Source organism: Rhodococcus quanlei (assembly GCF_055231015.1).
Genome location: NZ_JBUYWD010000015.1, coordinates 17,801 through 36,900 on the forward strand (window position 1 = coordinate 17,801; position 19,100 = coordinate 36,900).

The window sequence follows — 19,100 nt, forward strand, 5'->3', positions numbered from 1 at the left end:
AACCGGTGTATTCGCACCGGACGTCGGTAGCCCCGGATTCGGCTCGGTCAGATGTGTTACGACACTTCGGGCATCGAGTTGTTCGAGCGGGAAGTGGTGCCTGCGCTGCGTTGACGAGGCGCGGTGTCGTGTCGTGCGATGGCCTCGGCCACGCCCTCGATCCCGCCACGCACGAGTGCGCCGTACGCGTCGTCCGACAGGGCAGACGACTGCTCACGTGCGGCATCTATGTGGTCGCCGGCGGCCTCGAACGACCCGAGTCGACGGTAGTTGTCGGCGAGATTGAGGTGAAGCGAGGGATAGAAGCCGGCGACGTGTAGACCGGTGTGATGGTCCTGGACTCGCTGCTCTGTGATCGAGTCGGCTGCGTCGAGGGCGCGCACGTCCCAGGTCAATGCCTGCGCCGGATCGTCGTACAGGTCGGCGAGATAGTGCGCCAACGTGCAGCGATGCAACGGATCGCCATTGCTGCCGATGGTGGACCACAGGTCGAGAAGCTGCTCCCTGGCCGAGTCGAGGTTTCCCGCTCTCCCGTCCGTCACGGCTTGGGTGATTGCCGCGATGATCTGGTCGACAGTTGTCGGTGTGGTCATCGTCGTTCTCCTGGCGTCGAGTTCGTGCGCTGTGTGGGCATGGCGAGTGTGGTGAGATCGCCGTGGTCGGCCGAGCGGATCGTCGCAGGCTGGTCGGGAGTTCTGAGGTCGAGAAGAACATCCGGTCCGAGCGCTGTGCTGATGGCGGGATACAACGTGGTCGTCTCGAACCAGACCTCCATCGCCGGTCCGGTTACGGTTGCCGGAACCTGGGTCCGGGCCTCCCGCTCGTCGTCACCGACGGAGACTGCCGTGTCGGTCACGCGCAACGAGAGTCGATCGGTCGCGACCTGTTCGAGCGCCTGTAGGAGGTGAGATTTCGAGATGGTGACCCGGGTGATCACGTCGGGAAGGTTCGCGAGCATCGACCGATAGTCGGGGAAGGTCTCGGTGACGAGGCGGCAATAGTGATTGGGCCGAGTCGGCATTCGCATCCAGATCCCGTGTTCGTGGGCTTCCACCGTCACCCGAACGCTGCGACGAAGCTCGGGCAGACCGGTACGCAGGTCGTCGGCGTTCACCGTGGCTGCCCACGTCATCGTGTTCGGCTCGATGGGAACCAGTGTGCGAGTGGATATCCGGTAGCGATCGGTGGCGGTCAACGTGAGCGCATCCGTATCGGCCTCGAAGTACACGCCGCCCAGGACTGCCATTTCCGGTTCACGGGTGGTTGCCGTCAGGACTTGATCGATTGCCGCCGCGAAAATCGGCCCGCTCGAGGCGGCGACAGTCTGGCCGCGCTCTGCGATCAACGACGCCTTGATGAGCGCGGCATTCTCGCGCACGGCTGCGGCATCGTCTATCACCGTGGCGACGTGGTCCTCGATAAGGCGCACCGCCTCGCATCGGTCTGCATCGAGGACGGACTTCGCCGATGCGAGGGGCATGCCGATTTCACGCAGCTGCCTCAGCAGAACGGCGTGTTCAACCTGCTGCGCCTCGTAGAAGCGGTACCCCGAGACTGCATCGACCTCGGCGGGACGCAGCAAACCGGAGTCGGCGTAGAAGCGCAACGCGCTTGCCGTCAGGCCCGCGCGCCTGGCGAACACGCCGATCGACATCAATTCGGAATTGGACACCCCGACATCATCGGCCTTCGACCTACCTGAAGGTCAATTGCTGCGTTGGTCTGGGCGTTTGGCAACGATGGCGAAGTTCAGGGGGATCCGCGGTGCAGTCTCCGGCAGTGTCCATCCACGGGAGCAAGGTATGAGGTTCGGAAAGGCCGGCCAATCCATGTACGGCAGTTCGCTGAGCGACTCGATTGTCAGGCCGGCAGTTGTGAGTGCTCCGAAGACTTCGCCCAAGTCGTGACGCCACTCGTGGTTGGTGACATGCGCAATCTTGGGGCCGGTGTTGTCCGTATAGCTGCCGGAGTCCTCGTAGGTGCGAGTGCCTCCGCCGGACAGATAGTCGTCGGTAATCCCCCAGGGCTCGAATGCCATTGCCCCGAGGATCGGGTGATCGTCGCGGATCATGAAGAGCCCACCCGGTTCGAGGAGGTCGTGTATGGACTGCGCCCAGCTGGTGAGATCCGGTAGCCAGACAATGGTTCCCGCACTGGTGACGATGACGTCGAAGCGTTTGTCGATGACCGTCGACGCTGTCCGTGCATCGCCTTGCACCCACGTGATGTGGTGACCGTCTGCACTCGCTATTTGCTGTGCATGTCGCAGAGAGTTGGGTGAGAAGTCGAGTCCGTGAACGTCGACTGCGCCGAGTCGTGCCCAGGAGATGGTGTCTGTTCCGATGTGGCACTGCAGATGTAGGAGTGAGAGGTTCCGGATCCCGGATTCAGGAAGGTAGGGGGAAAGCACCGAAAGGTCGTTCTCGACCACGCCGGAGATGGTCGTGGGATCCGACAGAAAGCCGTCGACGCCGTACATCGCGGACCGTACATGGATGTCGGCGCGCTCGTCCCAGTTCGAGCGATTGGCAGCGAGGGCTGCTTCGTGCATGGTGTCTCCACATCGTGGTCGAAGGTAATGCGCTTGGTGACATCATGTTGCACCCGGTGGGGTGTCACAACGTCTTTTCGATCCAACTGTTGACTCGAAAGGGGTGTGCCCCTCCTTACGTTTGCGTGGGTAGTTTGACCTCGATTCCACCGAGGTTCAGGTAGATCATTGCTTTGAGTGAGTCAGCGGAATGATGGCCGTAGCCACGGGCGTTGATCAGTCTGATTTTCGAGTTGATTCCTTCGATGAGGGCATTCGATATGCCCAATTCGATAGCCGCACAGATTTGTTCGGCCTTTTTCTCGATCATGCGGGCCAGTTGTACGAATGCAGCGATCCCGCAGGACTTTGCCTCCTCGATCCACCTCTCTAGCCCCTGTCTCTCAAATGATCCGGGGTGGTGCCGCCGAACCTGGCGACTTCGATGGACCGCTGATAGGGACACGGCCGCCCGCTGTGCTGGGGCATCGGGCAGGTCTCTCGTAACGTGGGTGCCGGGTTCCAGTACCTCGGAGACAACCAGCGTCGCTAGCTGCCGCTGTTCAGGGCGTTATTGACGGGCAATCGTCTCAGTTTTGAGCGTCGCGGAGATTCCGCGTTGGATGTTGACTCTGCCCCCGGGTGAACCAGTGTGTTCGGGTGTGGCCCATCCGACATACGGATGGCGACCGGGAGGGACGCCAGGATTGAAACGAGTCGACGTCCCGGAAGAGCAGACGATGACTGGACGAGTAACGAAACTACCGACCTATTCTGCCAGGGTGCAGTCGACAGCCGCGTACAGCACGTCGATCTCGGTTGAGAGCTGTGATTCGTCGGAGGGTAGGGCCTGCGCGATGGAGAGCCCGTTGACGATGGTGAACAGGATCCTGGCTCGGCGTGCGTTGTCTCCCGGTGCGAGTGAGCCTTCTTCCTGGATGACGTTCAGGCAGTATTCGATGCGGCGGCGGAGCTCCCGTTCTATGGCCAGGTACTCTGCGCCGGCCGCTGCGGAGGGCTCGGCTGCGATGTAGCGGTCGAAGGTCAGACGCCAGGCTTCGCGCGGATCGGCTCCGACCGACGAGAGAAGGCGTTGCAGGCATGCCACGAGCCGTTCCCGCGCCGGTATCGATGTGTCGTGGACGGTGTCCTCGGCAAGGACCAGGTCATACACCAGGGCCATCACCTCATCCATCAGTGCGCGCTTGGTGGGGAAGTGATGCTGCAGGGAACCGGTGCTCACCCCGGCACGGGCCGCGACCGCCCGCACGCTCATCACCGCACCGGGCTCCTCGCCCAGCATCGTCGCCGCGGCCCACAGGATCTTGTCCCTGCTGCTGATGCCGTCCGGTGGTTGAAGCTCCATGACCGCCCCTTCCATTACGCTGTATTAGTCGACCAATGGTACTCTCAAACGACGAACCAATACACCGTATTGGTCGACAGTTCGCGACGGAGGTCACCGGGTGATGATGGAGGGGTGGAAGCGGCGCAGGGCCGCGAAGCGCGTCAAAGAGGGGGACGGCCGCCCCTTGCAGGGGTTCCGATGGTGGCAGCAGATGGGCCGCGCCCTGTTCTACCTCTGCCGGCCCGGTGCCGGCGGCGGCCAGGACGCCGTGTACGCCGTCGACGTCCGGCACTGGGGCAACCAGAGTTCCGGTGAGGTCAAAGCGCACCTGTTCCTCGATGGCAGACACCATGCCGAGTCCAAGCTTCCGGCGGCCTTTCCCGTCGAGGGCGGCACCATCGAGGTCGCGATGAGTGGGGTCGGGATCAAGCGCTGTCACTACGTCACCACCGCAGGCGTGGAGCATCAACTCGTTCCGGACCCGAAGTCCGCCGAGGGCCGACGCGCTCGCTTCGAGCACAACCACCCCACGCTGAGTCGTTCGATCGGGGTCCTGTCGGTGATCCTGCTGCTCATCGGCGTGTGCCTGCTCATCCTGCAGATCGCCGAGCCGCTGGTCCAGATCCCTCCCGTGGTGGAACGGATCGGATACCACGAGTCGCCCATCCACCTGCCGCTATGGCTCAACATCGGACTCGGACTCGGGGCGGTCGTCGCCAGCACCGAGAGAGCGCTGCGACTGCGCTACCACTGGCTGCTCGACGCCGCCGGCAACTGACCCCGCACCCGCGCGCCGACCGAAGACCACCGGCGTTTCCACCAGCCGGGCGACTGTCCTCTCCAGCGTGACGCGCCGCCCCCACGACCTCCGGTTCGTCCGCCTACGACCAGGGAGCCCGTCCATGCGATTCCTTTCCACGCCCGTCCAGATCATCCGTGCCGACCTCCGCCCCTACCTCGCCCTCAACGTCCTCATGTACGGGCTGTTGCTGGTCGGCATGGCGGCTGGAATGCTCTTCCCCGGCCTGCACGCATCCCGACTGAGCTCGATGGCGGACAGCGGGACGACCGACCTGGTCGTGTCGCTGCTCTCGAACGCCTGGGTGTTCGCCGGAACCATCTTGTCCGTGAACACGCTGACGGTCGGCCTGGCCTCGATCCTGGTGCCCTCGATGATCGTGCCCTTCGCGGGCATCCTGGTCTTCGCATACCACGCCGTCACCATCGGCCTGACGCTCGCCCCGGTCGACGAGACCACGGCCATCACCCTGGTCCCGCACTCCCTGACGATCCTTCTCGAGTTCCAGGCCTACATCCTCCTCCTGCTCGGTGCCTACATCCTCGGGAAATCCTGGCTGCGCCCGACGACCGTCGACGCCCGGACCCGCCGCCGGGGCTACGTCCTCGGGCTACAACGGATCGGCTGGCTCGCCCTACCCGCACTGACGCTGCTCATCGTCGGCGCTATCTACGAGTCCTTCTCGCTCATCTACCTGGTGCCCCACCTGATCGCAGGTTGAGACCATCACGGCCCCGCCACCCAACGCCAGCAGGACAAAGCCAACAGTGAGGAGCCATGAGATAGTCGTTCGATGGCGTCCTCGAGGCGTCCGAGTTCGTGGCCGGCGGTGGGGAAGTGGGTTTTGATCTCCTTGGTGCCGTTGTCGCGTGCCCATACGGTGCGGCTGTATCTGTGGCGCTGTCGCTGCGCTTTGCGCAGGTCGGCGCCGAGGGCGTCGACGCGCCGGCGACCGCCGGGGGCGTAACGATTGCTGGTGGTGTGTGTGGCGGCGTCGGCTTTCGCCTGTGCCCGCTGGTTTTCGCGGTACGCGGCTGTGGCGGCGTCGCTGCCCTTGAGGGGGTCGCCGTAGTATCGGCCGAATTTCGGGCGGATATGGCGTAGCTGCTGGTCAGTGGGTGCGGGAAGTTCCGGGGCCGATGAGGCTGGTCAGTTCGCGCATCGCCTGCGGGGATGGTTTGAAGTAGCGGCGTAGGTTCTCGGCCTGGCGGTGCCGCGACTTGGCCTTGCCGGCGTGTCGGGAGGCGTTGTTGTCGGCCACGACAGGTCCCGCCGCCACCGGCAGAAGATGTCGATCGCAACGAGTTTCATGCCTCCATCACTTTGAATGGGCGTATCGCTGTGAAGGGTGATCTGGATGCGGTGACCGGGGAGATGCTGCTGGCGGCGTTGTCGGGGTTGTCGACACCACGGCCCGCCACTGATGGCACCCGGGATGCGCGGTCTCCGGCGCGCCGTCGGGCGGATGGGTTCGCCGAGCTGCTGCGCCGGTATCTGGCCCCCGGTGCCGGGCCGGTCGAGGGTGGGCAGAAACCGCATATCACTGTGACGGTGAAGGCCGCGGACTTGGCGGAACACCCGGAACCCGACCGGGGTGCGTATCAGGATCTGTTCGCCGATTCGGATCGTGGGAGTCGTGGATGGGGCCGATCACGGTGAACACGGCACCTGTTGTCCTGTGATTGTGTGCTGTCCGCCGTGGTCGTCGACCCGCATGGTGCACCGTTGGATCTGGGTGACACCGTCCGCACCGTCACCGGTAAACAACGCCGCGCCCTCGTCGCACGAGATCGTGCGTGCGCGTTCCCGAACTTCGGGGCACCACCGTCGTGGTGCGAAGGCCATCACATTGTTCATGTGCGCCGCGAGGCGCGTTGTTACCGATCGGGGGTGAAAGGCCCCCGATTTCCGGCTGTCACAGCAGTCGGATGAAGCTGAGGGCAGCCAATACCCAAGGGAATGACAGGTGTTGGTGGCAAGCGGCCCTGACAAAGCCACGACATGTCAGCACTGCCAGATGGTGTGGGCGTGGTGAGCGAGATGAGAAGGCATACGCGAGGAACCAGTGTCCGAGGCCTCGTTATGTGGAGCCGGTCCCGAAACCTGGCGGACATGGGCCGGTATGTGGCGCACGTGTGATCCAAGTGTACGGGGACGCGTCCGCCGGTCACCGCTTCCAGCGGTGACCGGTAGCCGGCAGAGAAGAACTGTGGTGTACCTGCCGGGAGCCACCGGGGTAAAGCTGGGTGCCTCCCTCATCAATCGGGACAACGTGAACGCGGGAACCGTTCGGTCGCCTCCCTATCCTCAGCACGGCCAGTGGTGGGGAGGGTAGGTGTCATTGCCCACCGATAGCGGCCGGACGGGGCGGAGCCGTCGTAGTACTCCGAGACCGGGAAAGCCGGTCACATGGGGAAGGGCGGCAGTAGGACACGCAGAACTGAGGAGAGCAATGTCAGAAGATGCACCGGTGAATATCGGTGCTGCCCTGTCACATCCGTATTCGGCGCGGCGGGCGGTACTGAGGATGCAAACGAAGCTGCACCGTTGGGCGGCGGCCGATCGTGGTCGTCGGTTCGATGATCTGTTCAACCTCGTGGCGGACCCGTGTTTCCTGGCTGCGGCCTGGATCCGGGTTCGGGAGAACACCGGCGCACGCAGCGCCGGGATCGATCGTCGCACCGCGGCGTCGATCGAGGCGTCCGAGCACGGCGTGGCAGGGTTTCTCGAGGATCTGCGGGTCGCACTCAAGGCCCGCACGTTCGCTCCGGTGCCCGTGCGGCAGGTCACGATTCCCAAGGCGAACGGCAAACTGCGTTCCCTGGGGATCCCGACCGTCGCGGACCGCGTGGTGCAGGCGTCGTTGAAGTTGGTGTTGGAGCCGATATTCGAGGCCGACTTCTCGGTATCGGGTTACGGGTTCCGGCCCCGGCGACGAGCACAGGACGCGATCGAGGACATTCGCAAGACCGCCCAGGATTCCTATCATTGGGTGTTCGAAGCGGACATCGCCTCGTGCTTCGACGAGATCGACCACACCGCCCTGATGGGCCGGATTCGCGGTCGGATCGGCGACAAACGCGTTCTGACGTTGGTCAAGTCATTCCTCCGAGCGGGTGTGCTCGGCGAGGACGGACTGAGCCGGGAAACCTACTCCGGCACTCCCCAGGGCGGGATCTTGTCCCCGCTGCTGGCCAACATCGCCCTGTCGGTTCTCGACGACCATTTCGAGATCCTGTGGGCATCCCACACCAACCCCAGCGCCCGGGCACGACACCGTAAGCACGGAGGGGCGACATATCGCCTGGTGCGATACGCCGACGATTTCGTGGTCATGGTGTTCGGTTCCCGGGTCCATGCGGAGGCACTGTGGGAGGAGATGACGGACGTTCTGGCACCGATGGGGTTACGACTGGCCCCGGAGAAGACCCAGGTCGTCCACATTGACGAGGGCTTCGACTTCCTGGGGTTTCACATCCAGCGGCACACCCAGTGGGGAAGCACCCGGTCACTGATCTACAGCTACCCGTCGAAGAAGGCCGTTCAGACAATTCGACGCAAGCTCAAGTCAGTAACCCAGCAGATTACCCACCAACCCGTCGACCAGCTCCTCCTGCGGCTGGGCAGGATGGTCCGCGGGTGGGCTCAGTACTTCCGGCACGCATCTTCGAGCCGCGCATATTCCAAGCTCCGCCACTACCTGTGGTGGCGAGTGTGGGAATGGCTCAAGAACAAGCACCCGCACACCAGCCGACGGGCGCTCTACGCAAAATACAATGCGTCCGGCTGGCCGGAATACGGCGGTGTCCGGCTCTACGACCCGACAACGATGACCATCCAGCGTTATCGTTATCGCGGCTCGAAGATCCCGACACCGTGGGACCCAGCCGAACACGCCGTCTCAGCGTGACCTATGGAGAGCCGGATGCGGTGAAAGCCGCACGTCCGGTTCGGGGACGCGGCCTCGGGAAACAGACCGGGTGAAACCCCGGCACTGCGCCCGAGGTCGACGTCCACTGGGTCGATCACGGGCCCACCGATATGGACAATCTGGTGTTGCTCTGTGGAGCACGTGAGCTCCCAGGTCGGAACGCAGTTCTCAGTTCAATAGGTGGGGTGTTTTGGTACACATGAGGTGCCTTGCATCGGTCCGGAAGGATTGCGGTCGGCATTCACTGACTTCGACGGGTATGAGTCTGTTGTTACACTCAGGGCGAGCTACTGACTCCCGGGTGTCCACGTAGACCTGTATGGATCCCAGGTTCCAGTCGCTGTTCGCGCCAGTACAGGATCGGCGAATCGCGCCACGGTGGTGAGCAACTCGGTGAACTGCTCGGGGAGCTCGCCTTCCCTGTTCACGCGTTTGCGCCACGCCCGCCATTTCAGCTGAGCGCGATCGGGCATCGAGTCGAGTCCGGGTAACAAGGGAATGAGATCGACCCGACGGTACGTGGCAACCGCCTCCAGCGAAGCGCGGAAAAGCCCTGCGGGGATGTGGTGGAGCTGCGACAGCGTGTAGACGTCAGCGTAGTCGCGCCACCGGGTGTTGGCCTCGCCGCGATCGATGGCGGTGACGATCTTCTCTGCGAGCACCATTGTCAGTGGGTAGCCGAGCAGGATCACCGGCGCATGGCCGAGCGGAACGATCCGGGGAAGCTCGATGAGCCGCGGTTCCGGCCATATTGGATCGCCGAAGTTCACGTCGATGCCGATGGTTAACCCCGCACTTCCTAGCGTGCCGACAAGCCTGACACGAATCCCGGGATACTCGTCGATGTCGCGGATGACCGAGGCCACAACGCTGGCCTCGTCGAAGACCACACCATCGGGACTGTCGATGGCCGCGATCTCCCGGACCCGGCCGGCGACTTCATCGACGTCATTCGCCATCCCTGTGGCTTGTAGATCGATGTCCTTGGTCGGGCGCCGCACCGCGAACGCGGCGAGCAGGACGCCGCCTTTGAGGACGAAGTCATCGCGATACTTGGAGGCCGCGATGCGAGTCAGCAGGGCCTCGAGAAGGTACAGCGTCTGCAGCGCTTGTACGTCGGCGCCGGACTGCCGCGCGAGTTTCTGTATCGCCAGCGTCGCGTTGCCGCCCGGGGGTACCGCGGCGCGGGTTCGGACTCACAGCAACACCTCGAGGGTCTGCTGCAGCGCGGGACGCGCCTTCGGAAAGGCTGCCGCCAGATTGAGCAGTGCTGATGGGCTGTTACCGCGTATGCGGAGCCATTGTTTCAACGCGCCGATCACCAGGTCGTTCCCCCACGCGTGACGCAGGCGGAACATGTCGACAATCGTCCGCTCCGGCGAGTACAACCCGATCGACAAACCACCGGGCAAGGCCCGCTCGGTGCGGCCGATCGCGAAGGTGTTCGTGTCGAATCGGTGCCATGTAATCGGGGCAATGTCGATGGACAGAGGTTGGGTGCCCCGCGGGATGGCGATGTCGCTACGTGTCGTGATCTCGTCGGTTAAATCATGAAGAGCAAGAGCTGAAAGTAGGCAGATCGTCGACCCCGGATTCTTGACGGCGGCCGCGATCCACGCGGCTGTGGTGTCGTCGGTAGTTCCCGTGCGCAGAAACAATCCGGGCGCGATGCGCTCGTACTCACCACCCTCGATCATCCGGTCGAACCGATAACGGGTCAGCCCCTGCAGGTCGAGATCCCGATAGCGCAGCAAGGTTGGTGTCATAGCTGTGTCCATCCCTGCTCCATTCGACAGAAACCATTACAGATGAAGTGTACCTGGCATTGTTTCCGTCGAATCTCGCTCACCGAGCAGCCCCTCGGCGAACCCCTCGGCGAACCCCTCGGAGTAGCGGTGTCCTTTGCTATTTGTCAGCAACCTCTCATTGGTGTGACTCCATCAGCTATGCGACTCGGTTGAATGCGCAGGTGAGAGACCTGATCGAAGGGAGTGGTGGGGTTTGGAAAGTGTGAGGAGCCTGATGTTCGTCCCCTCGCGACCGGTGCACTGGACACCGTCCTCGGCGGCGGAGACTGATTTACGCAACTTCTGCAACCCGGTCCGATACGTCATCAGCTATGGTTATGTGTAGACATATCGTTCCATTGGAGGTGGTGACGATGACGACGATGAGGCCAAGCACAGCGGAGCAAGCCGGCATGTCGCGTAGCTCGCTGTATCGCGCGGCGCGTTCGGGTCGTCTGGAGCGGATAGCGCGCGGCATCTACCTGCCAGCAGAGGCATCGGCTGCGGACTGGGACTGGCTCGAGGCTGCGGCTCGCCGGCCAGAGGCGACGATCTGCCTGACCTCGGCACTGGCCCATCATGGCCTGACCGACGCGATACCCGACGCGCTGGATGTCGCGATTCCCCGGGGGTCGAGGACGCCGGCGGGCGGCGCGTCGATCGCGTGGCATCTGTTCGATCGGTCGACGTTCGAGATAGGACGCGACGAGATACCGATACCGGGGGCGGATCAGGCGATCGGGATCTACTCCCCAGAACGCTCGATCGTGGACGCCTTCCGCCTTCGAGGTGAGGTCGGGTACGAGCTGGCGCGAGATGCGTTGAAGGAGTGGCTGCGTCGCGGGGGTAAGCCGGCCCGAATGATGGATGTCGCCTCCCGTATGCCTCGGGCGAAGTCCCCTGTACTACAGGCATTGGAGATACTGGGGTGAACATCGGCGATGAGGTATTCCGCCGAATCCAGTCCGCGGCGCGGTCCGCGGCCGCGAGAAGTGGTGCGGGTGCTCCGACGCAGGAGTACCTCATCCGGCACACCCTGGAATCGTTCCTGGACCGACTTGCCCGCACATCGCATGCGGACGACTTCGTGCTCAAGGGCGGAATACTGTTGGCCGCCTATGGGGTTCGTCGTCCGACGAAGGACGTCGACGTGAATGCAGTGAGCGCCGACGTCACACCCGATCGCCTCGCCGACGTGGTCCGTGACATCGCCGCGATTGAGATCGACGACGGTGTGGTGTTCGACCTTGACACGATCAGCGTGCAGGAAATCCGTGAACAGGCCGACTATCCGGGCCTGCGCATGCGAGTGGCTGTGTTGATCGGTCCGTGGAAGGGGGTCGCCCTCTGGGACGTGTCCACCGGGGATCCGATCGTGCCCGCGCCCCGTCGGGTGAGCATCGATCGAGTGCTCGGCGATCCGATCACACTCCTCGGGTACGCGCCCGAGACTACGATCGCGGAGAAGGGCGTCACCATCCTCGAACGCGGTATCACCAGCACCCGATGGCGCGACTACGTCGATATCGTCCAGCTCGCCCGCCGTGGCGTCGACACCGACGAACTACTTCGCTCGGCACGGGCCGTCGCTCGGTTTCGCGGGGTCACGCTGGAACCCGTCACGTCGCACCTGGCGGGATACAGCGAGGTCGGTCAGGTGAAGTGGGCGGCATGGCGTCGCAAGGAGCACCTCGAGTATGCGTGCGAGCAGAAGCTCGACGAGCAGATCGCTTTGGTGGCCTTCTACCTGGACCCCGTCTTCTCCCACGGCACCGCGTAGGCGCTCCACGGACACCGGCCCACCGCGAGCGGCCGTTCGAGCCTCACTGTCCGCGGGCCGCGCTCGTGGTCGGTGTCGATAATCTGATGGTTTTGTGCGGTCCGGGGAAGAGTTCCGCTCTGATCTCACGTTGTGGGCGATCATCGCCAGCGTGCCCGATCTCGTCGCGTCCAGCGGCTTGGCGGTCAACGCCGAAGGGCGTGCCGTAGTCGACGAGCACCTCCGCAGCGTGACAGACCCCCGCGTCTTCGTCGTCGGTGACTGCGCGGCTGTTCCAGGCGCACGATTCGCCTGCGCCACAGCCACACCTCAAGGAGCGCACGCGGCCGGCACGCTGATCCGGATGGCGAAGGGGCACAAGCTCAAGCGATTCTCCATGGGCTACTCAGGGCAGGCACTGAGTCTGGGACGGCGCAACGGTCTGCTGCAGGCCTGCCGCCGGGACGACACTCCGCGACGGATCTTCATTGCCGGGCGCATCGGCGCCGTGAGTAAGGAAGGGATCAACCGCTACGCCAAGTACGGGTCCCGTACCGCCATCTACGCGTGGCTTCCCGGCACGAAGTGACTGCCCGAACAGGACATACCGGTCGAGGCGGCAACCGCGGCCGGCGCCTGTCCGGTCATTCGAACCAACTCGGGCCGCACCGCTGTCGACGGCGGTGCGGCCCGAATTCTCGGTGATCCCGCGGCTAACCGAGGATCAGCTCAGCGCACTTCTCACCGATCATGATCGACGGCGCATTGGTGTTGCCGCCGGTGATGGTCGGCATGATCGACGCGTCGGCGACGCGCAAGCCGTCGATGCCGCGTACGCGCAATTCCGGATCCACCACTGCACTCTCGTCGACTCCCATCCGGCACGAGCCGACCCCGTGATACACGGTGGTGGCCCGATTCAGGATCTCGCGGTCGAGATCTGCACCGGTGTGTGCCGCGCCGGGATGGACTTCGCCCTTGGATGACGGTGCGATCTTGGCGTTGCTCATGATCTCGCGGATCATCTCGACGCCTTCCCTGAGTACCTGCCTGTCTCCGGACTCGGCGAGATAGTTGAAGTCGATCAGCGGCGCCTTCGTCGGATCGTTGCTGGCCAGGCGCACGGAGCCGCGTGAGCGCGGGTAGATCAACGTCGACATCACCGTGAGGGAGGGGAAGGGATCGACGCCGTGAAAGGTCGGGGCATCCTGGTTGGGCGAGGGGTAGCCCCATGGCAACACGTGGATCTGGAGGTCCGGGACGTCGGTGGCGAGTGAAGTACGTACGAAGCCGACAGCTTCGAAAACAGAGTTCTCCAGGAAGGAGCCGCCCCGCGTGAGCTGTTTGGCCATACCCCGGGCGAAGTATCCCGGGGTGCCACGGTGCGTTGCGTTCGGCATCGACCAGCTCGTCGGCACAAACAGATGATCGTGCAGGTTGTCGCCGACGGGTAGGTCCGCGACGGTCGTGATGTCCTTTTCGGAAAGATGATCCGCGTGGCCGACACCGGAGAGCATCAGCAGCTGAGGCGAGCCGAAGACACCCGCAGAGACGATCACCTCGCTATGGGCGCGGATGGTCCGCCGACGGCCCGACTTGTCGATGACCTCGACGCCGGTTGCGCGTCCGCCCTCGATGACGACGCGTGCGACGGTGACGCCGGTCTGCACCGACAGTGTCGGGTGCGAACCGTTGTGCAGGTATGCGCGAGCGGAGGAGTAACGCAGTCCGTCAGAGGTGTTTTGCTGGAAGGTGCTGAACCCTTCCTGTGACTCGGCGTTGTAGTCCTCGAGCACAGAAACGCCCAAGGTGTCTGCGGCCGCCTCCTGAAATTGCTGGCTGGCCTGGGTCGGATTTGCGTTGCGAGTGACCTTGATCGGCCCGCCGGCGCCACGGAATTCGTTGCCGCCGCCCTCGAAATCCTCCATGCGCTTGTACACGTCGTTGACGTCGTCGGCGCTCCAGCCCTTGTTGCCCTCGGCGGCCCAGTCGTCGTAGTTGGCGCGGTTGCCGCGCACCCAGAGCATGCCGTTGACCGAACTCGATCCGCCGAGCACCTTGCCTCGCGTCTGCGGAATCTGACGGTCGAGGGCGTGCTTTTGGGGTGTGGTGCGGTAACCCCAGTCCGCGAGCTTCTCGATCTGCGGCACGGCATGCATGGGCGCGATCAGGCCCGGCAGCTTGTAGAGGATCTTGTCGTCGCTGCCGCCGGCTTCGAGGAGCACCACCGATGCCCCGGATTCGGCCAGCCGGGCGGCGACAGCGCATCCGGCACTGCCGGCCCCGGCCACGACGTAATCTGCCTGGTCGACAAGATTCTGCTTGCTCATGGACAACCTTTGCTCGTGCGGTTCCTGGTTGTGACAACTGTAACAAGTTCTAGTTATCGACGTAACCGCAGTCACGTTGTCGACTTTTCAGCGACGAGCACACACCGACCGCGATCGAATGAACGTCCGATTCATCGAGGGTTCGGTGAGTCAGGTTGGCGTACCGGAATCGCGAGCCCCACGCGATCTGCCTCGGCCAGTTAGCGCAGTTCCTTGGGCAGCTCGCCGATCTCGAGGAGAACACGCTGGTCAGAGGTGTTCTGCACCGTCTCCGACTCCTTGATCTTGGACGCGAGAAAGTTCCATTCGACCTTGTCGATCGCCTCCACCGCGCGCGCCCGTACGGCGACGTCCTTGGTGCCCCATGCGATCGGCATCGGGCTGACCATCTGCCACGTCGTTGCGGTACTCCGGGTGCCACGGTCGCCGAGTAGGGCAACGGACGGCACCTTGTCGCCCACGCGCTGCTTCTGACCGGGAAGCAGCGGAATATTGCGGGTGACCAGGGCGTAGGCCGACCCGCCTGTGTCCGGCTTCGCGACGTCGACCAACGCAAGCAACGTCATTGCCCGCGGATGCAGTTCGGAGATCACCGCCGGCACCAGCGGGCTCTTGCGGTACATGTCCTCGATGCTGCCCATCTTTCGGGGCAACCACACCGCCAGCCACAGCGACGAGACGGCCCCGGCGATCAGCACCACACCCAGGATCACCGACCAGATGGCACCGATGACGATCAGGAACCCGGCGCCGACGGCGAGGATCACGGCGAACACGACTGCCGACACCTGCATTCGACGGAGCTCGGTGAGGGTCTGATTCACCGATTTGGCATGGGCACGGTCGACCGTGAACTCGAAATGTCGCACGTGACGACGCTATCCGATTGCGGGCCCCAGCAGGTCGTCGGCGTCCGTGATTCGGTACGCATAGCCCTGCTCGGCGAGGAAGCGCTGACGGTGTGCCGCGTACTCGGCATCCAATGTGTCGCGCGAAACCACCGAATAGAAATGTGCCTGACCGCCGTCGTGCTTCGGTCGCAGCAATCGACCCAGACGCTGGGCCTCTTCCTGACGTGAACCGAAGGTGCCGGAGACCTGGACAGCCACCGATGCCTCGGGCAGGTCGATCGAGAAGTTCGCGACCTTGCTGACCACGAGAGTCTGGATCTCACCCGACCGGAACTTGTCGAACAGCTCCTCGCGTTCCTTGTTCTTGGTCGATCCCTTGATCACGGGGGCGTTCAGTGCCTCACCGAGCTCGTCCAGCTGATCGAGATAGGCGCCGATCACCAGGGTCGGTGAATTCGGGTGGCGGTCCAGGATGGACTTGACCACCGCGATCTTGGTGTGCGCCGTGGAACACAGTTTGTAGCGCTCGTCCGGTTCGGCGACGGCATAGGCCATGCGTTCCGCTTCGGTCATGGTCACCCTGACCTCGATGCAGTCGGCCGGGGCGATCCACCCCTGCGCCTCGATGTCCTTCCACGGAGCGTCGTAACGCTTGGGTCCGATCAGGGAGAACACGTCCCCTTCACGCCCGTCTTCACGGACGAGGGTGGCAGTCAGGCCGAGGCGACGACGGGACTGCAGATCGGCCGTCATCCGGAACACGGGCGCAGGGAGCAGGTGCACCTCGTCGTAGATCACGAGTCCCCAGTCACGCGAGTCGAACAACTCGAGATGCTTGTATTCACCCTTCGTGCGGCGCGTGACCACCTGATACGTCGCGATGGTGATCGGCCGGATTTCCTTGCGTTCGCCCGAGTACTCACCGATCTCTTCCTCGGTGAGGGAAGTGCGGGCGATCAGCTCACGCTTCCACTGGCGCCCGGCAACGGTATTGGTCACCAGGATCAGGGTGGTGGCTTTCGCCTTGGCCATCGCGGCGGCGCCGACCATCGTCTTGCCGGCGCCGCAGGGAAGCACCACCACACCGGACCCGCCGGCCCAGAACGAGTCTGCGGCCATTTCCTGGTAGTCGCGCAGGTGCCAGTGACCCTCCTCGAAAGCAAGGTCGATCGGGTGTGCTTCGCCGTCCACGTACCCGGCGAGATCGTCGGCGGGCCAACCGACCTTCAGCAGCATCTGCTTGAGGCGCCCACGCTCGCTCGGATGAACGATGACGGTGTCCTCGTCGACCGCCGCGCCCAACATCGGCGCGATCTTCTTGTGCCGGGTCACCTCGGTGAGGACGGCACGATCCAAGCTGACCAGAGTGAGCCCGTGGGCGGGATTCTTCACCAGCTGCAACCGGCCGTAGCGGGCCATCGTGTCGACGATGTCGACCAGCAACGGCTGGGGGACCGCGAACCTGGAGTAGTTGACCAGGGCGTCGACGACCTGCTCGGCGTCGTGTCCCGCAGCGCGCGCATTCCACAACGCCAACGGAGTGATCCGGTACGTGTGAACGTGCTCGGGTGCGCGCTCGAGCTCGGCGAACGGTGCGATCGCCTGCCGGGCATCGCCGGCACGTTCATGATCGACCTCCAACAGCAGCGTCTTGTCGGATTGAACGATCAACGGTCCGTCGGTCACGGAAACCTCCTCGATAGCAATGCCGGATGTAGCCAGCCTTGCCATTGTCCTGGTTATCCGCTTCTTATGCCACGTGGCTGGTGCAGGTCACGTCGAGGGCAGCGAAATGGAGGTCGCAAGCCGGTCGAGGAGTAGGTCGGTGGCAGGCGTGCGCATGTCCGGATCGATGGCAAGACCGACGCGAACGCTCGTTCTGGCTCCGTCTGCGTCGACGAGAACGGAGCCGCGTCCTGAGGCGAGGCTCCGTGGAATGACCAACCGACCCATACCTCGGGAGTGCAGGTCCCATGCCATGGCGGGCGTCGACACCTGGACCGCGATCTCCAGGCGGATATCGGCGCGCCGTGCGGCGGATTCCAATGCGTCTCGTACCCCGGCTCCGGCATCGAGAATCACCAGCGATTCGGTGCGCAACTCGGTGATAGGGATATCGCCCTCGCAGCTCGGCAGGCCGACGATGGTGAGTGGATCGCGCAGCAATTCCGTCCACCGCAGGTGTGACCGACTGGTGCGCACCACGATCGCGATGTCCAGCGCGCCGTCCGACACCGCCGCTTCCAACTCGGCGGACGAGGCCGAGGTGACCACAAGCTCGATACCGGGGAACTCATGCGCGAATGCCGCGAGGGTTTCGCCCAGCTGGGGGATGTCGGCACCGGTCACGAGCCCCAGCCGCACCCTTCCGCGGTGGATCCCGGCAACGTCGTCTACGGCCTGACGGACAGCCTCCAATGCAGCGAGCGCTGCCCGAGCTTTCGGTAATGCGGCATCCCCGGCAGGCGCGAGCCGAACCAGACGGCTCGTGCGGACAAACAATCGTTGTCCCAGGTAGGACTCGAGTTCCTTGATCCGCGAGCTGACGGTCGACTGCGCTATGCCGAGCAGGTCCGCGGCTCCACCGAACGACTCCTCTTCGGCCACCGCAAGGAATGCTTCCAGCTTGAACCTATCCATCACATATTACGATTGTACTGATCAATTCAATCGGTTGGACTGATCGACCCTGGGTGGGCACCATGGAAGTCACACACGAGGGTTCCTGTGTGTTTGTCAATCGCAGAGTCGTTCGAACACTCGCGGTAGGAGAGTGCGCAAGCGACGAAAGATTGTACGCCACCGTTGCGCCGTGTACTTCTGTCCGGCGTAGTGCGACGCTCGCGAACCCTGTCTGAGGTTGGTGCGGGATCGCACGTATCGTGCAGTAATGGATTCGCAGTTGCCTGAGGGCGAGTCGTTGCTGATTCGCACTGATTTTTCGAATGATGCTCTGTGGCAGTCGGCGTTGCGTTCGACCGGGGATGAGGACGAACCGTATTACCCGCAGTTCACAGTGGTCGATGATCGCCGGTTCGACGGGATGACCGTCGATGGCCTGTTGCAGATCGTGCCGGGGGACCAGTTCTATGTTTTCGTAGCGGACCGTCGCACGATGGAGGATCCGGAGCATCCGCTTTTGGTGGTCGATACCGGCAGTGCGGCGGCCGGCGACGCGGGTGGTCAGACGGTCCGGGTGACCCAGCCAGGGATCGAGTCGATCGAGTCGAATCTGTCGATTTCGAATATGGATTTCGTCGAGTTCGTCGACGCTGCCGATTCAGATGGTGTGTACCGAGGCCTCGATCAGTCGGTGGAGCCGCCGCAGTACCGGCAACTTCCGGTCGCTACCTTGCGGTCCTCGGTGCAGCGCCGACAGGACCTACCGCTCTTTCCGGAGTTGTTGCATGATCTCGCCACCGACGATCACGGGGATACCGTCCTGGTCAACTCGAGGGTCGATATGGAGATGTACCGCGAGAACCTCCGCAAGCCGCCCATGTTCGAGGACTGGCAGGCGGAAGGGAAGGCTGAGTTCGTCGTAGCAATCGACAGCTTGTCCGCGGTTTCCGCTGTTGATCTGCGGATGCCCGGACGTTATATCTGGGAAATCGCGCTCTCACCCGAAGCACTCGAGCCGGTAGCGGCCTACCGGCGGATCTGGGTCGGTTCCTCTACATGAAACCGGTGGTTGGGCGCCGCGGGGCGCCCCACCCCCCGGTGGGGGTGGGCGGGGCTGGGGGATTGGGCGCTGACGGGGGTGCC

20 protein-coding genes and 1 pseudogene are annotated in these 19,100 nt (G+C 63.7%); 9 read left to right on the top strand and 12 right to left on the bottom strand.

What is annotated here, in order from left to right:
- Positions 1-56: 56 nt before the first annotated feature.
- The 5 genes from ACZI8Q_RS12520 to ACZI8Q_RS12540 form a co-directional block, all read right to left on the bottom strand.
- Positions 57-593 carry a hypothetical protein gene (locus tag ACZI8Q_RS12520; protein ID WP_463373864.1) on the bottom strand — a complete coding sequence of 179 codons (537 nt, stop codon included), beginning with the start codon at positions 591-593 and terminating at the stop codon, positions 57-59.
- A complete protein-coding gene (locus tag ACZI8Q_RS12525; RefSeq protein ID WP_463373865.1) occupies positions 590-1,672 on the bottom strand; it encodes a DNA polymerase III subunit beta family protein in 1,083 nt (360 codons plus the stop codon). Before ACZI8Q_RS12525 ends, ACZI8Q_RS12520 begins: the two co-directional genes overlap by 4 nt.
- Before the next feature lie 33 nt (positions 1,673-1,705).
- Positions 1,706-2,551 carry a class I SAM-dependent methyltransferase gene (locus ACZI8Q_RS12530; RefSeq protein ID WP_463373866.1) on the bottom strand — a complete coding sequence of 282 codons (846 nt, stop codon included), beginning with the start codon at positions 2,549-2,551 and terminating at the stop codon, positions 1,706-1,708.
- Between the two features lie 115 nt (positions 2,552-2,666).
- A complete protein-coding gene (locus ACZI8Q_RS12535; RefSeq protein WP_463373882.1) occupies positions 2,667-3,074 on the bottom strand; it encodes a transposase in 408 nt (135 codons plus the stop codon).
- A gap of 225 nt (positions 3,075-3,299) precedes the next feature.
- The gene (locus ACZI8Q_RS12540; RefSeq protein WP_463373867.1) at positions 3,300-3,896 is read right to left on the bottom strand and encodes a TetR/AcrR family transcriptional regulator; all 597 of its coding nucleotides are present in this window, start codon (positions 3,894-3,896) and stop codon (positions 3,300-3,302) included.
- 103 nt (positions 3,897-3,999) lie between these two features.
- On the opposite strand from ACZI8Q_RS12540, the gene ACZI8Q_RS12545 reads away from it, so the two are divergent.
- From ACZI8Q_RS12545 to ACZI8Q_RS12555, 3 genes are all read left to right on the top strand, one after another.
- On the top strand, positions 4,000-4,656 hold the full coding sequence (locus ACZI8Q_RS12545) for a hypothetical protein (RefSeq protein ID WP_463373868.1): 657 nt from the start codon (positions 4,000-4,002) through the stop codon (positions 4,654-4,656).
- 124 nt (positions 4,657-4,780) lie between these two features.
- Positions 4,781-5,398 (top strand): stage II sporulation protein M, encoded by a 618-nt coding sequence (locus ACZI8Q_RS12550; protein WP_463373869.1) that lies wholly within the window; start codon positions 4,781-4,783, stop codon positions 5,396-5,398.
- 173 nt (positions 5,399-5,571) lie between these two features.
- Entirely contained in the window at positions 5,572-5,781 is a 210-nt protein-coding gene (locus tag ACZI8Q_RS12555; RefSeq protein WP_463373870.1) for a hypothetical protein, read from the top strand.
- Positions 5,782-5,788: 7 nt separating this feature from the next.
- Here the strand turns inward: ACZI8Q_RS12555 and ACZI8Q_RS12560 are convergent, their stop codons facing one another.
- Entirely contained in the window at positions 5,789-5,956 is a 168-nt protein-coding gene (locus ACZI8Q_RS12560) for a hypothetical protein (RefSeq protein ID WP_463373871.1), read from the bottom strand.
- On the opposite strand from ACZI8Q_RS12560, the pseudogene ACZI8Q_RS12565 reads away from it, so the two are divergent.
- A pseudogene (locus ACZI8Q_RS12565) lies at positions 5,950-6,534 on the top strand (DUF222 domain-containing protein); the annotation flags it as partial. The gene ACZI8Q_RS12560 and the pseudogene ACZI8Q_RS12565 sit on opposite strands and share 7 nt — an antisense overlap.
- Positions 6,535-7,147: 613 nt before the next feature.
- Positions 7,148-8,587: a group II intron reverse transcriptase/maturase gene (gene ltrA, locus ACZI8Q_RS12570; protein ID WP_463373883.1), complete on the top strand. Its 1,440-nt coding sequence runs from the start codon at positions 7,148-7,150 to the stop codon at positions 8,585-8,587.
- A 308-nt stretch (positions 8,588-8,895) separates the two neighbouring features.
- Here the strand turns inward: ltrA and ACZI8Q_RS12575 are convergent, their stop codons facing one another.
- Together ACZI8Q_RS12575 and ACZI8Q_RS12580 are read right to left on the bottom strand one after the other, a co-directional pair.
- A complete protein-coding gene (locus ACZI8Q_RS12575; RefSeq protein WP_463373884.1) occupies positions 8,896-9,762 on the bottom strand; it encodes a nucleotidyl transferase AbiEii/AbiGii toxin family protein in 867 nt (288 codons plus the stop codon).
- 42 nt (positions 9,763-9,804) lie between these two features.
- Positions 9,805-10,386, bottom strand: coding sequence for a type IV toxin-antitoxin system AbiEi family antitoxin domain-containing protein (locus tag ACZI8Q_RS12580; RefSeq protein ID WP_463373872.1), 582 nt, complete (start codon positions 10,384-10,386; stop codon positions 9,805-9,807).
- A gap of 392 nt (positions 10,387-10,778) precedes the next feature.
- Between ACZI8Q_RS12580 and ACZI8Q_RS12585 the strand changes: the two genes are divergently transcribed.
- From ACZI8Q_RS12585 to ACZI8Q_RS12595, 3 genes are all read left to right on the top strand, one after another.
- A complete protein-coding gene (locus tag ACZI8Q_RS12585; protein WP_463373873.1) occupies positions 10,779-11,327 on the top strand; it encodes a type IV toxin-antitoxin system AbiEi family antitoxin domain-containing protein in 549 nt (182 codons plus the stop codon).
- A complete protein-coding gene (locus ACZI8Q_RS12590; protein WP_463373874.1) occupies positions 11,324-12,175 on the top strand; it encodes a nucleotidyl transferase AbiEii/AbiGii toxin family protein in 852 nt (283 codons plus the stop codon). Before ACZI8Q_RS12585 ends, ACZI8Q_RS12590 begins: the two co-directional genes overlap by 4 nt.
- 94 nt (positions 12,176-12,269) lie before the next feature.
- The gene (locus ACZI8Q_RS12595; protein WP_463373875.1) at positions 12,270-12,743 is read left to right on the top strand and encodes an FAD-dependent oxidoreductase; all 474 of its coding nucleotides are present in this window, start codon (positions 12,270-12,272) and stop codon (positions 12,741-12,743) included.
- 124 nt (positions 12,744-12,867) lie between these two features.
- On the opposite strand, the gene ACZI8Q_RS12600 is transcribed toward ACZI8Q_RS12595, so the two are convergent.
- From ACZI8Q_RS12600 to ACZI8Q_RS12615, 4 genes are all read right to left on the bottom strand, one after another.
- Positions 12,868-14,484, bottom strand: coding sequence for a GMC family oxidoreductase (locus ACZI8Q_RS12600; RefSeq protein ID WP_463373876.1), 1,617 nt, complete (start codon positions 14,482-14,484; stop codon positions 12,868-12,870).
- Between the two features lie 200 nt (positions 14,485-14,684).
- Positions 14,685-15,353 carry a DUF3239 domain-containing protein gene (locus ACZI8Q_RS12605; RefSeq protein WP_463373877.1) on the bottom strand — a complete coding sequence of 223 codons (669 nt, stop codon included), beginning with the start codon at positions 15,351-15,353 and terminating at the stop codon, positions 14,685-14,687.
- Between the two features lie 9 nt (positions 15,354-15,362).
- Complete coding sequence (locus ACZI8Q_RS12610) at positions 15,363-17,021, bottom strand: DNA repair helicase XPB (protein WP_463373878.1); 1,659 nt, start codon at positions 17,019-17,021, stop codon at positions 15,363-15,365.
- Between the two features lie 87 nt (positions 17,022-17,108).
- Positions 17,109-17,975: a LysR family transcriptional regulator gene (locus ACZI8Q_RS12615; RefSeq protein WP_463373879.1), complete on the bottom strand. Its 867-nt coding sequence runs from the start codon at positions 17,973-17,975 to the stop codon at positions 17,109-17,111.
- 250 nt (positions 17,976-18,225) lie between these two features.
- Between ACZI8Q_RS12615 and ACZI8Q_RS12620 the strand changes: the two genes are divergently transcribed.
- Positions 18,226-19,017 carry a DUF6924 domain-containing protein gene (locus ACZI8Q_RS12620; protein WP_463373880.1) on the top strand — a complete coding sequence of 264 codons (792 nt, stop codon included), beginning with the start codon at positions 18,226-18,228 and terminating at the stop codon, positions 19,015-19,017.
- Positions 19,018-19,100 lie beyond the last annotated feature (83 nt).

Bases quoted from the DNA above. Each gene is read 5' to 3' on its own strand.
- ACZI8Q_RS12520 (WP_463373864.1), bottom strand. From the start codon at position 593: ATGACCACACCGACAACTGTCGACCAGATCATCGCGGCAATCACCCAA.
- ACZI8Q_RS12530 (WP_463373866.1), bottom strand. From the start codon at position 2,551: ATGCACGAAGCAGCCCTCGCTGCCAATCGCTCGAACTGGGACGAGCGC.
- ACZI8Q_RS12540 (WP_463373867.1), bottom strand. From the start codon at position 3,896: ATGGAGCTTCAACCACCGGACGGCATCAGCAGCAGGGACAAGATCCTG.
- ACZI8Q_RS12545 (WP_463373868.1), top strand. From the start codon at position 4,000: ATGATGGAGGGGTGGAAGCGGCGCAGGGCCGCGAAGCGCGTCAAAGAG.
- ACZI8Q_RS12550 (WP_463373869.1), top strand. From the start codon at position 4,781: ATGCGATTCCTTTCCACGCCCGTCCAGATCATCCGTGCCGACCTCCGC.
- ACZI8Q_RS12580 (WP_463373872.1), bottom strand. From the start codon at position 10,386: ATGGACACAGCTATGACACCAACCTTGCTGCGCTATCGGGATCTCGAC.
- ACZI8Q_RS12585 (WP_463373873.1), top strand. From the start codon at position 10,779: ATGAGGCCAAGCACAGCGGAGCAAGCCGGCATGTCGCGTAGCTCGCTG.
- ACZI8Q_RS12600 (WP_463373876.1), bottom strand. From the start codon at position 14,484: ATGAGCAAGCAGAATCTTGTCGACCAGGCAGATTACGTCGTGGCCGGG.
- ACZI8Q_RS12615 (WP_463373879.1), bottom strand. From the start codon at position 17,975: ATGGATAGGTTCAAGCTGGAAGCATTCCTTGCGGTGGCCGAAGAGGAG.
- ACZI8Q_RS12620 (WP_463373880.1), top strand. From the start codon at position 18,226: ATGGATTCGCAGTTGCCTGAGGGCGAGTCGTTGCTGATTCGCACTGAT.